This window comes from Candidatus Poriferisodalis sp. (assembly GCF_965237655.1).
GTDB lineage: Bacteria > Actinomycetota > Acidimicrobiia > Acidimicrobiales > Poriferisodalaceae > Poriferisodalis.
The window spans coordinates 363,199-376,267 of sequence record NZ_CBDEGB010000001.1; the positions used below are offsets into that span (position 1 = coordinate 363,199).

General features: G+C 62.8%; 13 protein-coding genes. 6 read left to right on the forward strand and 7 right to left on the reverse strand.

The genetic code is table 11. The features are described from left to right. Positions 1-103: 103 nt before the first annotated feature. Positions 104-928: a Rieske 2Fe-2S domain-containing protein gene (locus tag ACPXYO_RS01855; RefSeq protein ID WP_423918625.1), complete on the reverse strand. Its 825-nt coding sequence runs from the start codon at positions 926-928 to the stop codon at positions 104-106. Further along, a complete protein-coding gene (locus tag ACPXYO_RS01860) occupies positions 823-1,155 on the reverse strand; it encodes a hypothetical protein (RefSeq protein WP_423918754.1) in 333 nt (110 codons plus the stop codon). Before ACPXYO_RS01860 ends, ACPXYO_RS01855 begins: the two co-directional genes overlap by 106 nt. Positions 1,156-1,324: 169 nt before the next feature. On the opposite strand from ACPXYO_RS01860, the gene ACPXYO_RS01865 reads away from it, so the two are divergent. Further along, on the forward strand, positions 1,325-3,358 hold the full coding sequence (locus ACPXYO_RS01865) for a cytochrome P450 (protein WP_423916190.1): 2,034 nt from the start codon (positions 1,325-1,327) through the stop codon (positions 3,356-3,358). 28 nt (positions 3,359-3,386) lie between these two features. On the opposite strand, the gene ACPXYO_RS01870 is transcribed toward ACPXYO_RS01865, so the two are convergent. Genes ACPXYO_RS01870 through rpmH form a run of 5 tightly spaced genes read right to left on the reverse strand, consistent with a single transcriptional unit; the run spans position 3,387 to position 5,839 of the window. Beyond that, a complete protein-coding gene (locus ACPXYO_RS01870) occupies positions 3,387-3,755 on the reverse strand; it encodes a Jag N-terminal domain-containing protein (RefSeq protein WP_423916192.1) in 369 nt (122 codons plus the stop codon). Between the two features lie 38 nt (positions 3,756-3,793). Further along, complete coding sequence (gene yidC / locus ACPXYO_RS01875; RefSeq protein ID WP_423916193.1) at positions 3,794-5,089, reverse strand: membrane protein insertase YidC; 1,296 nt, start codon at positions 5,087-5,089, stop codon at positions 3,794-3,796. After that, complete coding sequence (gene yidD, locus ACPXYO_RS01880; RefSeq protein ID WP_423916195.1) at positions 5,089-5,364, reverse strand: membrane protein insertion efficiency factor YidD; 276 nt, start codon at positions 5,362-5,364, stop codon at positions 5,089-5,091. The genes yidC and yidD overlap by 1 nt, the downstream gene beginning before the upstream one ends. Then, positions 5,361-5,708 carry a ribonuclease P protein component gene (rnpA, locus tag ACPXYO_RS01885; protein ID WP_423918628.1) on the reverse strand — a complete coding sequence of 116 codons (348 nt, stop codon included), beginning with the start codon at positions 5,706-5,708 and terminating at the stop codon, positions 5,361-5,363. Before rnpA ends, yidD begins: the two co-directional genes overlap by 4 nt. Further along, on the reverse strand, positions 5,705-5,839 hold the full coding sequence (gene rpmH / locus ACPXYO_RS01890; protein ID WP_423916197.1) for a 50S ribosomal protein L34: 135 nt from the start codon (positions 5,837-5,839) through the stop codon (positions 5,705-5,707). Before rpmH ends, rnpA begins: the two co-directional genes overlap by 4 nt. Positions 5,840-6,307: 468 nt before the next feature. Here rpmH and dnaA point away from each other — a divergent pair, with 468 nt between their 5' ends. The 5 genes from dnaA (at position 6,308) to ACPXYO_RS01915 (ending at position 13,035) form a co-directional block, all read left to right on the forward strand. Beyond that, entirely contained in the window at positions 6,308-7,906 is a 1,599-nt protein-coding gene (gene dnaA / locus ACPXYO_RS01895) for a chromosomal replication initiator protein DnaA (protein ID WP_423916199.1), read from the forward strand. A 324-nt stretch (positions 7,907-8,230) separates the two neighbouring features. Then, complete coding sequence (gene dnaN / locus ACPXYO_RS01900) at positions 8,231-9,340, forward strand: DNA polymerase III subunit beta (protein WP_423916201.1); 1,110 nt, start codon at positions 8,231-8,233, stop codon at positions 9,338-9,340. Between the two features lie 33 nt (positions 9,341-9,373). Next, positions 9,374-10,483 (forward strand): DNA replication/repair protein RecF, encoded by a 1,110-nt coding sequence (gene recF / locus ACPXYO_RS01905; protein ID WP_423916202.1) that lies wholly within the window; start codon positions 9,374-9,376, stop codon positions 10,481-10,483. A gap of 38 nt (positions 10,484-10,521) precedes the next feature. Then, the gene (locus ACPXYO_RS01910) at positions 10,522-10,842 is read left to right on the forward strand and encodes a DciA family protein (RefSeq protein WP_423916204.1); all 321 of its coding nucleotides are present in this window, start codon (positions 10,522-10,524) and stop codon (positions 10,840-10,842) included. 126 nt (positions 10,843-10,968) lie between these two features. Further along, positions 10,969-13,035: a DNA gyrase/topoisomerase IV subunit B gene (locus ACPXYO_RS01915; protein ID WP_423916206.1), complete on the forward strand. Its 2,067-nt coding sequence runs from the start codon at positions 10,969-10,971 to the stop codon at positions 13,033-13,035. Positions 13,036-13,069: the final 34 nt, after the last annotated feature.

Genomic DNA, 13,069 nt, shown 5'->3' on the forward strand with positions numbered 1-13,069 from the left:
GGCCCTCGACATCTGGCCCGATGCACTGCTGGAGTGCTTGCTCGCGGGCGTTTCACTGGAATCGTTGTCGCGCCCTCAGGAACGCTCAGCCTACGGGCACGCGTCAGCGAGCCGTCGACTCACACTGGCGCAGATCAGGGTAGAACTGGGCGCAGTACGCCCGGTACTTCATCACCTCGCCGTCAGAACGAACAAGCTTCGGGCGTGGCACGTACTGCTTGCGGCTCCAGACGACGACATCCTGCTGCACGTCCTGGATCTGCAGGTCCGCAACGAACTTATTCATGATGGGTGCGCGCATTCGCCGTGGCAGGAATCCCAAGCCGGCAATTCGTCGCTTCGGGCTGCGCATCTCACGCACCTGCGAGATGATCGACATGTCGATCAGCGTGCCGTCCACAGGCGTGGCCAATATCCACAGTCGTGCATCCATGCCGATGGAGAGCTCCTGGAACTCCACATACGAGTAGCCCAGGCCAGTGACCCACGCAACGGCTGCTACCTCGAGGTTGAGTCTCGCAATCTTGGCGATCTTGCGGGTGGTCGAGAAGCCGAAACGGCTCTCGAGGTACGGACCGTCGATCGACACCGGTGTCTCGTTCGTCACATTGCCGTAGCCGTGGACATGGCTCATGTGGGCGATGTCCACCGAGTTCTCGCTCGTCTCTTGGGGATGACCCGGGAAACGCACTGTCCGGATTTGGATGTTGCTGCACTCACCTGCATCCGGCGGCTCGGCGGGGAGGTGCCATTGCGGGGGACGTCCGCCCATCCCCCACCAGGCGAAGATCAGGCCGTTGAGCTCCCGAGTCTCGAAGACGCTCAGCTGCGCGGATCGAGCGGGAGCCGCAGATGGTGTAGCGACGCACTTCCCGTCTGCGTCGTACTGAAAACCATGGAAGGGACACACGAGCCGGCCATCGACCACACGTCCCCCTGCAGCCGGACCCAGTTGCGATCCAAGACGGGGCACACCGACTTGGCCACGCTGATACGGCCGCTCTCGTCGCACCAGATGATGATGTTCTGGTCCATCCACGTCTGCTTGACGAGCTTCGACTTCTCCACTGCTTGCCGCGTGGCAAGGAAGTACCAACCCTCGGGAAACGGTTGAAGCAAACTAATGTTCGCTAGCTCGCGGCCTTCGGTCGGCACAACTCCATACTCCTCGCCTATTTCGACGATTGCCGGTTTCCTCAGTAATTATGGGCTTGGGCAGGATAACGTGTGTTATCACCACTGGTGCACAGGGTTCTATAACTTGCAGACGTTGTAGCAAACGCACGTACCACAGATTACCGCAATCACCCACGGGAAGCGCAACGTGACCATCCATTCCACCGAGGCTGCCGCGACGCGAACGCTCAGCTTGCCTGAAGAACTCGTCCTGATGCTTCTCAACGAGGAGAGCGGCTATTTCCACCAAGTTCCTGGCTGGAGCTTGAACTGTGCCGTTGCTGGCGCCGCGCTCGCAGAACTCTCCTTACAAACGCGCGTCGATACTGACATGGAATCGCTGATTCTGTTGGATGAGACTCCGACAGGAAGCCCGGTCCTGGATCTCGTCCTGCTTCAGATCGCAAACGAAACCCAGCAACATAGCGCTCAGTACTGGGTCGAAAAACTCGCGTCACGTGCCGAGATGATGATCGACCTGACATTGGATCGGCTCACTTCTCTCGGAGTGCTTGAGTACCATGAAGGAGATTTCTGGACGCTAGCGCATAGAGCTCGGCAATCCGAGTTGTTCGCTGGAGGCGACGAGGACACAGTAGTCGAATTTATTAAGCCCCGTATCGAGAAATCGATCTTTGGTGATGACATTCCTCATCCGCGGGATACCATCATTATCGCTCTGGTCAATACCTGTGATGTCTTGCGGTTCGTTTTTGACCTTGACGAGAAAGCCGAACAAAGAATCCAGCTCCTCTCTCATATGGACCTCATTGGCAGAGCAATCGCAGATGCGGTTTCGCAGAATTTAGTCAGTCCAAGGTCGCAGGCATCGTCTCTAACCAAGGCGATTCCGAATTTGCCACTCCGACGAATGCTAGCGAATCGGCATCTGCGAAAGGGAAATATTCCAGCTGCGTTTGCCGATTTCGCCGAAGAGTGCGGCCCTGTTTTTCAGGTCAAGGCTCCTCTCTATGGGGGAGCTATGACCTTTATCGTTGGTCCTCAGGTCAATCGCTGGGTACACCGATATGGACGAATGTACCTCCGGTCGGGTGACTACCTTCGGGGTTTGGAGAGCGCATACCATGCCTCTGGCCTCTTGCCAGCGCTTGATGGCGCGGATCACTTCCGCATGCGGCGAGCCCTCCGATCGAGCTATTCCCGTGCACGACTGGAGCAACGCATCGGCGAAGTGTGCAATGACATACGCAACCATATGAATAGCTGGAACGACGGTGATTCTTGGCACGCCGTGACAATGTGTCGTCGTCTCGTCAATGCGCACTTGACGCCGCTACTCATAAGCGTGCAAGCGGAGGACCTCTTTGACGATTTGGTTGCCTATAAGATTCGAGCGCTCAAGACCCAAGTCATCAACGTCATGCCGAAATTCCTACTCAAGACTCGCGGTATGAAGAAAAAGGCGAAGGCCATCGGCGTACTTCGTGACCGCGTACTGGATTCTCATACAGCCGCTCAGCGTGACGGGTGTCCGCGAGACCATGCCGATGATGTGCTTAGTCTACACCAAAGCGATCCAGTTTTCCTGCCCGAATCAAACCTGCGCTTTATCTTCTCGGCACCATTGTTGGCAAGCACGTACAGCGGTGATCAGTTGTGTTTCATGGTCTACAGTATGATTTCTCATCCAGATATCTATGCAAAGATTCGAGCAGAGGCAGACACGCTCTTTGAGCACGGCGATCCAAATCCGGAGGATGTTAACCCATCCACGATCGATGTTACTCACCGCTTCATTATGGAGTGCTTCCGGCTGTATCCAATCGTTCCGATGTCGATTCGGAATGTCATGAATTCCTGCGTCGTAGAAGACTATAAATTGCCAATCGGATCGAGAGTTTTCATCGCCCAGACGGCCTCCCATTACATGAGTGAGGTGTTTCCCGACCCTCACACATTTGACATTGACCGATATCTGCCATCACGCGGTGAGCATCGGACGCCAGCGTATGCCCCATTTGGTCTTGGTACGCACGGCTGTCTCGGCTCCCATCTTGTTGAGATGCAGCTCGCGCTCGCTCTCTTGATGCTCGCACACTATTTCGAGCTTGAAGTGGCACCGGCGCGCTACAAGCTCAAGATCAGCGCATTCCCGTCGATGTCGCCGAACAAGAAGCTCAAGTTCACGATCGCCAATCGGCGGCACGAACTGGCCGTCTGACAGACGGCGGCCTGCAGGCCGGCAGTCGCTACGAAGCCGAGCTCGCCGGCTTCGACGCGTTGCCGCGGTTGCCTGATCGGGATCGCCGTCGAGATGATCGGCCGCCGCGCTTCTGGCCTTGACCTTGGCCCTTCCCCCGTTGCCGGGGACGTTGTCCACCACCGGATCGGCGGCGCGGCCGGCGGCGATCTCGCCGGGCGGCGCCCAAGCGCGGCGGTGGACCGGTCGGGCGCACCCGCACTCGGACGCGAGCGGGCTGGCGCCGAAATCCCCAGCGAGTTCGCGTTGGCTCCGCCAAAATCTCGATGTCAACGTCCTCGGCGGCGACCGAGAGCGCGTCGAGGGCACGCTCACGCGCCTCGTCAACGGTGGGGCCCGTCATCACGATCCACTCCATGACGCAGCCCTAGCTCCCCGCAGAAATCGCCGTCGCACTCATCGCTTGCGTCGATTGCGCGTCCTGCCGTCTCCTGAGGTGCGGCGACTCTGGATGGGCTTCGACTCTGGTTCGGACTGGCCCCGACGGCGCTTGCGGCCACGTTCAGAGGTCTGGTACCGACGCGAACCGGTTCCGCCCCGGCGTGAACGCTTGCGGGCATCGGTGACCCGCTCCTCCGACGAACGGGTTCGTCGGACCGAAGGAGTCTCCGAAGGTTCCGGCAGCGCGGGTTCCGGCAGCGCGGGTTCCGGCAGCGCGGGTTCCGGCAGCGCGGGTTCCGGCAGCGCGGGTTCCGGCAGCGCGGGTTCCGGCAGCGCGGGTTCCGGCAGCGCGGGTTCTGGCGCGCTCTCGTGCGACGAGTTGCGTGAGCCTGACCGCCGTGCTGCGCGGCGTTGCTCGCGAGCCACTCGACGGGCCGCTTCAGCGTCAAGCGCCTTGCGTGATCGCTGATTCGGCACTTGTCGCGGCGGCTCAGGCTCCGACACCGTCTCGACCTCGATGACATCGTCAGAGGACTCGGGCGTGACCAGCGGTTTCGCCGGCTTCATCGTGGCGTGGATGAAGGCCTGGGTCAGCATCCGGTAGACGCTCGACACGATGAAGTAGGGCACCAACGCCGCCGGTACGAAGAAGCTGAACACCGGCAGCATGAAGGGCATGTACTTCATCATGATTTCCATCTGACGGTTCGGCATGGCCGTGTTGCCACGCCGAGCCGCCATCTGGCGTTGTTGGAGCCAGGCCAGCAGAAAGGTCACTGCCACGAGACCCAGATAGGGGAGTCCCTCGACGAAATCAGACTGGATTACGTCCTTCGCTGCCTCCGACAAGTCCATCCCCAGGGACCGCATTTCGCCGCCCGCGTTGACGATGTCCTGGTAAAGCTGCGAATCAGGACTCAGATTTCGGGGAAAAGGTTTGTCGATTGGATTCTGTTCGGGTATGCGCAGGTTCCAAATGACTCGGTACAGCACGATGAAGATGGGGATCTGGGCCAGATTCGGCAGGCACCCGCCCAGGGGGCTCACCCCGTTCGCCTGGTAGAGCTTCATCGTTTCTTCGTTGAGCTTCTGGCGGTCGCCGGTGTGCTTCTTGCGCAGCTGAGCCAGCTCCGGCTGCAGTGCCTGGGTCTTGGTCATCGTCCGGGCACCGCGCAAGGTGAGCGGGGTGAACAGCAGCATGATCGCCAGGGTCAGCATGCAGATGGCGAACGTGTAGTCGGGGACGAGCGAGTAGAACCATGCCAGCACACCGGCGATGCCGTCAAATATCGGATCAGCCCAATCGAACATCAGTGCTCCCAGGATCCAGTAGCGGCATCCGCACGGCGATCCCGGCCGCTCCTCCCCGGTACCGGGTCGTAGCCCCAGCCGCCCCACGGATGGCAGCGGCAGAAGCGCCGAATGGCCAGCCAACCACCGCGTGCCGCACCCCAGGTCCGCACGGCATCGAGTGCGTACTGCGAACACGTCGGATCGAAGCGGCACGACGGCGGCCTCGAGCGGGGGAGTGCGCGGTAGAACCTGACCACAGCGACCAGCGCTCGTGCGACGGGCCTCATCCTCATTTCGGCGTGCTCTTGGTTCTCGGAAAGGCCCCCGCCATCTCCAGCAACCTCGCCAGCTCGGCTCGGGCGCGCCGGTAGGTCACCGCCGAGACTGCTCCGCGCGTGCCGACGAGATAGCGGCCCGGCGCCAAGTCGTCCGCGTGTTCGCGAAACAGCGCCCGCAGGCGTCGACGCACCCGGTTGCGCGCCACCGCGGTGCCAGCGTGCCGGCTGAGCGCAAACGCCACACGGGGCCGTGCCAGCCCGGCGTCGGCTGCGAAGGACATCCACAGCAGCTCGCTGTCGAAGCGACGACCGCGTCGCAGCGCTGCGAAGTCGGCCTTGCTGTGGCACGAATCGATCAGGCGCTCAGCCGTTGCCGGCCCTTGTGTCGGCGAGAATTCACAATTGCCCGGCCCGCGCGGGTGGACATGCGATGGCGGAAGCCGTGTCGGCGTGCCCGTCTGCGGCTGTGGGGTTGGTACGTGCGCTTCACGCTGCAGCCTCCTGGAGGTTCAGGCCGCGGGCAGGTCCGCGAAATGCGGTGCGGCGACCGGAGCGTGCCCGGGTGTCGACCCGAGAGCGCTGACAGCCTACGGGTGCTGGCACAAGGCGGCACCGGGGTACGGGGAACACGAAGACGCGCGTGTCGACGCGGGTGTTGCGCGCGCATTCGCGCGCGTTATTCGCGCGCAACACCTTGTGCCGATCCATCACCGGCTGCGGTCGGGCAGATTGCCGGGACAGCAAACACCCATGTCACCTGCCTGTTTGCGGGAGTTATGGGCCTGTCGATGAACTGTCGAGCCCGCGCCATCTCGGACATCATGGTGGTGCACCAACGCGCGCTTGCGACAGTGGGTGCGCGGCCATAAGTTCCTTTCACGAATGCCGCTTGGTGGCTCGCAGGAGAACAACGGGTTCCCCGGGTGCACTACGGCCGCAGGCGAACGAGGTTGTTGTGGTGAGTTCTCCGCAGGCGGGTGCCACAGCACACGAGCCTGACGACGAACCCCACATCTCACAGCAGTCGGCCCCATTCGAGCAATCTCATGCGACTTCACAGGAGCCATCAGAAACGGCCGAACACGCGCGGGCGAATACTGACGAGTTGTGGTCGCAGTGCCGTGAGATCCTCCGCACGACCGTCTCGGACGCACTCTGGTTGGGCTACTTCCGCCACTTGCAGGCGCTGCACATCGACGGCGAGCTGGCCGTGCTGATCGCGCCGAGCAACATGATCCGGGATCGCATCCAGCGCCGATATATCCCCATACTCCACGCCGCCTTCGAACGGCTGCCTGTCCGCCCTCAGACCTACGAGATCGAGACCCGTCCCGAACTCGGAGATCTTGACAGCGCCAACGGCACCGACGCGGACCCACACGACGTCGATGCAATCCCCGACGACGATGCCTCCGTCCTGAGCGAGGATGAGACATGGCACCCAGCGGGCGGCTCTGCCCAGCCTGCACCGGTCGCCGAGAGCGCCGTCCGTGACGCTGCGTCACCCGGTGTCGCCGGAACGCCGCGCAAGGTGTCGGGCGTCGACATCACCAATCCCCGCTACACCTTCGAGAGCTTCGTCACCGGCAGCAGCAACCGGTTCGCCCAAGCCGCGGCGCTCGCGGTAGCTGAGACTCCGGGAATCGCGTACAACCCGCTGTTCATTCATGGCAGCACGGGCCTGGGCAAGACCCACCTGCTGCAGGCCATTGTGAACTTCCTGGGCACGACCCTGCCCGAGCATCGTGTCCGGTACGTCTCGACCGAGACCTTCCTCTCAGAGTTCATCGAAGCAATCCGTACGAACACGACGCCGGCGTTCAAGCGGCGTTACCGCGAACTCGACGTGCTGCTGCTCGATGACATCCAGTTCATGGAAGGCAAGGAAGGCCTGCAAGAAGAGCTGTTCCACACCTTCAACTCGCTCCACGTGGCGGGCCGGCAGATCGTTATCTCCTCAGATCGCCCGCCTCGCAGCATCGCCACGCTGTCAGACCGGCTGCGCAGCCGATTTGAGTGGGGCCTGATCACCGACATTCAACCGCCCGATCTTGAGACTCGGGTGGCCATCTTGCGCAAGAAAACCGAGCACAGACATGTGCCCGACGAGGTCCTCGAGCACATCGCCTACATCATCATCAACAACATCCGTGAACTCGAGGGCGCGCTGATTCGCGTCACCGCCTACGCCAGTCTCACCCGCAACACCGTCACGCTCGAGATGGCACAGCAGATCCTCAGCGATGTCCGCGAACCGCAGGAGAAACCCATCACGACCGAGCGGATCTTGCACATGACCGCCGACATGTTCGGCTACGGCGTAATCGAACTCACCAGCCAAGGCCGCCAGCAGGGCCTGGTCAAAGCACGCCAGATCAGCATGTACGTGATGCGCGAACTCACCGACCTGAGCTACCCCGCCATTGGGAGCGTGTTCGGCGGCCGCGATCACACCACGATCATGCACGCTGTCAAGAAGATCAACAGCCTCCTGCCTTCAGAACGCAAGGTGTACGACCAAGTAGCACAGCTCATCGCGCGGGTCCGAGCCGCCTGAGGCTGACTCGACATCGGCTGTCCGCTATGCGGCCGACAAGTGGATCTAGGGTGTCTCCACACGTTGTGGATAATGAGTGGAAAAGTTCTCGACAAAGCTCGGGAAAAGTCGTGCTTTTCCACCGCTGCGCCAGCGATACAGGAAAAGGGAGGGTGTAGCTGTGGACGCGGCAAGCAAGACTGTTGACGGCCACATGGCGCTGATCTGCGAAAACGGCTCGCCGTCCACAATTCACAGCCCCTATAACCACTACTGAATAAGTCTCAACCATCACATTGAAAATTGTCTGTCTCATCGGTCTCGTACGGCCAAGGAGAACCGCCCGTGAAATTGCGCATTGAACGAGATGCACTGGTCGACCAGCTGACCTTGGCGAGCCGTGGGGTCAATGCGCGCGGTGGCGGGTTGTTCGTACTCACCGGATTGCATCTGCGTGCTGACGGCGAAGGCCTCACGGTCACGGGAACCGACTTGGACCTGACCGTGCGGACCCAGCTGCGGACTCCGGTAGAGACCGAAGGCGAGACGGTCGTCCCAGCTCGCCTCCTGACCGATATCGCCCGAGCGTTGCCTGCCGGCGAGATCAGCCTGGAAGTGACCGACGACGAAGTGCAGATCACCGGGGCACGTGCGCAGTTCTCCGTACGGACCCTGCCGACAGCCGATTTCCCGGCACTGCCTCAGCCGGCTGGAGACAGCGTGACCGTTCCTGCTGGCGACTTGGCGCAAGCCTTCCGGCAGGTTGTCCGCGCTGCAAGTTCCGACGACGCCCGACCGATTCTGACTGGTGTGCTCATGGCAGCTCGCGGAGACGGACTGCGCCTCGTAGCCACCGACTCCTACCGTCTGGCACTGCGTGACCTGCCCGAGGCGCAAGTCTTGGCGCCAGGGCAACAAGTGCTGGTTCCGTCGCGAGCACTCGAGGAGCTCGGACGGATCTTGGACTCCAGCAAGGACGTGACCATGCGGCTGGGCGAACGTGAAGTCACCTTCGAAGTCTCCGACGAGTCTCAAACCGCCCAGGTGACCTGTCGTCTCATTGCGGGCGACTTCCCGAGCTATGAACCGCTGATCCCCGACTCGCACGACAACCGCTTGGAGGTGGACCGTGCCGCGTTGCTCGACGGGGCTCGCCGGCTCCGCTTGCTGGCACGCGACACGAATGCGCCGCTGCGAATGGAGTTGCGCGAAAACAGCATCGAACTCACGGTCATCTCCCAGGACGTCGGGAGCGCGAGCGAGGAAATCGATGCCACGTACGAGGGAACGCCGACCACAGTCGCTTTCAACCCCGACTACCTGATCGAAGGCCTCGATGCTGCCGGCGGCGACACCGTCGAGTTGGTGCGGCTCGATGCCCTCAAGCCCGCCGTGCTTCGAACGCCTGGCCACGGCGAGTTCCTGTACCTGCTGATGCCAGTGCGGGTGTCGTAGTCAGCTGAACCGCCGCCGCCAGAGCCAGCTCTTGTGATCGTTGCCTGGCTGAGTATCGAGAATTTTCGGAACCATCGATCTACCCAGCTGTCGCTTGACGAGGCCCGGACGCTCGTGGTCGGGCCCAACGGGCACGGCAAGACGAACCTGCTCGAGGCCATCGCGATGCTGGATGGGTCGGGTTCGTTCCGCGGGGCGAGCGCGGAGACTGTTGTGCGGGCCGGTTGCGAGCGGGCCTACGTGCGCGCCGAGATCCGCCGGGAGCGCCGCAAGTACCTGGTGGAGATGGAGATTGCCGCGGCTGGCCGTTCCCGGGCCCAGGTGAACGGCCAGCGTGTGCGGTCGCTGCGCGATCTTGCCGAGGTGGTCAGCGCCGTGGTGTTCTGCCCAGCGGACCTGTCGATCCCTGCGGGCGGCCCAGCCGTGCGGCGGGAGCTGCTCGACGACATTCTGTCCGCCACCGATCGCGAGTACCGCGCGGCGCGACTCGATTTCGAACGGATCCTGCGCCAGCGCAACAACCTGTTGAAGCAGGCGGGCACGCGTCTCGACGACGAAGCCCTGACCACGCTGGAGGTCTGGGATGCACAATTCGCTGCTGCTGGCGAGACGGTTGCGACCCGCCGCGCCGCCCTGTGCACTGCACTGGCGCCTCCTGCACAGGACGCCTACTACCGACTTGCCGGGACCACAGTTCAGTTGGAGTTGTCCTACGCAGCCCCGTGGCGCGACGGCACGCTCGCCGTCGCCTTGGATCAGGCGCGTTCGGACGATCTGCGGCGCGGTACCACCACAGTGGGCCCACACCGCGACGACATGGAGATCTTCCTGGACGGGCTGCCGGCACGGACGCACGCCTCGCAGGGAGAACAGCGGAGCATTGCGCTGGCGCTGCGACTGGCGCAGCACCGCTACACAGCCGAGATCGGCGGTATCGAGCCGGTCATCCTGCTCGACGATGTTTTCTCCGAGCTCGATGAGGGCCGCGCTCAACGTCTCGTCGGCTGCCTTCCTTCCGCACAGACCGTGGTGACGTCGGCCACTGGGCACGTGCCGCCGGGAATCGAGATTCGCCGCCACATCCAGATCCGCGACGGCGAGGCGACCCCTGAAGACGCTCAGGTCAGCGAGAGCACCGACTGACCGGTTTGCGTCATGAGGCGTGCGAGCATGGGCATCCGATGAAGAGACGTCGCCACGGCACAACTGGGCGCGAGCCTCGGCCGATCAAGGACTCGCTGCGGGCCGTCACCTCTGGTTTCGGTTCGCGGGGTCGGGCGATCGACCTGGGCGAGCGTTGGGCCCAAGCCGTGGGCGAGGCGATTGCGGCCCACGCGCAGCCCGAGCGGCTCGAAGCCGGCCGCTTGATCGTTGTTGTCGACGACCCCGCTTGGGCGACGGAATTGCGCTATCACTCCAGCCGGATTCTGGCTGCATTGAACGCTGAAACCGGTGCTGCGACCATCTCAGAACTGCACCTGCGTGTGCGTCCTGCCGGATAACGTAAAAAACCCAGTGTGACCTGCGGTTTTGTTTCCCTTTCCGCGAGCGTTTTGGCACCGAAAATGGTTCGCTCTCCGGTAGACTGAAGCGCTAGGAAGAGTGCCGTTGGACACCAGGACCCGGACTTGGAGACAGAGCTGATCCATGCCGCGCCGGAGACCCCGACTCGCACAGTGACTGACGCCACCTTGGCGCCGACCGCGGCGATCCCAGTCGACGGCACAGATGCGCCTAGTAGCAGCGCGCCAGCACCCAACAACCCAGTCGTAGGCGACTACAACGCCGATGCCATCACGGTGCTCGAAGGCCTCGAGCCCGTGCGTGAACGGCCCGGGTTGTTCATTGGCTCGACCGGTCCGGGCGGCCTGCACCACCTCGTCTACGAAGTGGTGGACAACGCCGTCGATGAGGCCATGGCAGGGCACTGCACCTCCATCGAGGTGACCCTGCAGGCAGACGGAACATGCAGTGTCTTCGACAACGGTCGAGGCATTCCCGTTGAGGCCCATCCGCAGTATCCCGACAAGTCGGCTGCCGAGGTCGTGTTGACCGTGCTGCACGCAGGAGGCAAGTTCGGCGGCGCCGGTTACAAGGTGTCCGGCGGACTGCATGGGGTCGGCGTGTCGGTCGTCAACGCCCTGTCCTCGGAGCTGGAGGCCATCATCGACCGCGAGGGTCGGCGTTGGCGTCTGCAGTTCCGCGACGGCGGCGAGCCTGTCGGCAAGCTGACCGACATCGGCCCCTCGCCCGATGCCAACACTGGCACCACCATCACCTTCCAGCCCGACTCCACGGTGTTCGATCACGTCGAGTTCCGGGCGCAGACGCTCACCGAGCGGCTGCAGATGATGGCGTTCCTGAACGCGGGTCTGCGCATCGGATTCACCGACGAGCGGCGGGCCGAGCCCGCCCGCCACGAGTTCTGTTACCCCGGTGGCATTCGCGACTTCGTGCGGCACCTGAACGAAACGTCCGAGGCGTTGTTCGACGGTGTCGGCTACCTGTCAGCGGCAGAAGCTGGCGACGAGGTGGAGATCGCTTTCCAGTGGAACAACGGCTTTAACACCGATGGCATTCACAGCTTCGCCAACGGCATCAACACGATCGAGGGAGGCATGCACGCTGAGGGGTTCCGCTCTGCGCTGACCTCGGCCGTGAACGCCTACGCCCGCGATCGCAAGATGCTGCGCCCCGACGATGGGAACCTCCAGGGCGACGACATCCGCGAGGGGCTGACTGCGGTGGTGAGCGTCCGCATGGAGTCGCCGCAATTCGAAGGCCAGACCAAGGCCAAGCTGGGCAATACCGCAATGCGCAGCCTGGTGCAGAAGGCTGCCTACATTGGGCTCGGCGAATGGTTCGAGGAACACCCGAGCGAGGCCAAGCTGGTTGTGGGCAAGGCGGTCGACGCTCGCCGGGCCCGAATTGCCGCTCAGAAGGCACGCAACACCGTGCGCAAGTCGGCGCTGCGGGGCGCCGGTCTTCCCGGCAAGCTCACCGACTGCTCATCCAGCGATCCCGACGAGTCCGAGCTGTACATCGTCGAGGGCGACTCGGCTGGGGGATCGGCCAAGGAGGCACGCGACCCCGCCACCATGGCAATCCTGCCGATTCGGGGGAAGATCCTCAACGTTCAGCGCAGCCGCCCCGAGCGCATCTTCGACAACAACGAGATCGGCGCGCTGATCTCGGCAATCGGTGCTGGCGTCGACGGCGCGACCGGTGAAGGCGGATTCGACGTCGAACGGGTGCGGTACCGCAAGGTGATCCTGCTATGCGACGCCGACGTCGACGGCAGTCACATCCGCACATTGCTGCTGACGTTCTTCTTCCATCGCATGCGCGATCTGCTGCAGTTCGGCTGCGTGTACATCGCGCAGCCACCGCTGTACTCCACCAAGGTCGGGTCCGAGACGGTGTACCTCAAGGACGACCGCGCAAAGACGGCATTCCTTTCCGAGCGGACCAACCACCGCAACGAGTTCCAGCGCCTGAAGGGCCTCGGTGAGATGGACGCCCAAGAGTTGTGGGACACCACGATGGATCCGGCTCGCCGGACCCTGCTGCGCGTCACGCTCTCCGAGGCCGCCACAGCGGATCTCATCTTCAGCGTCCTCATGGGTGACGACGTGGAAGCCCGCCGGGGTTTCATCCAGAACAACGCCAGCGACGTCCGGTTCCTGGACGTCTAGGCCCAGCACAACGATGGATCACCGGCCCGATACC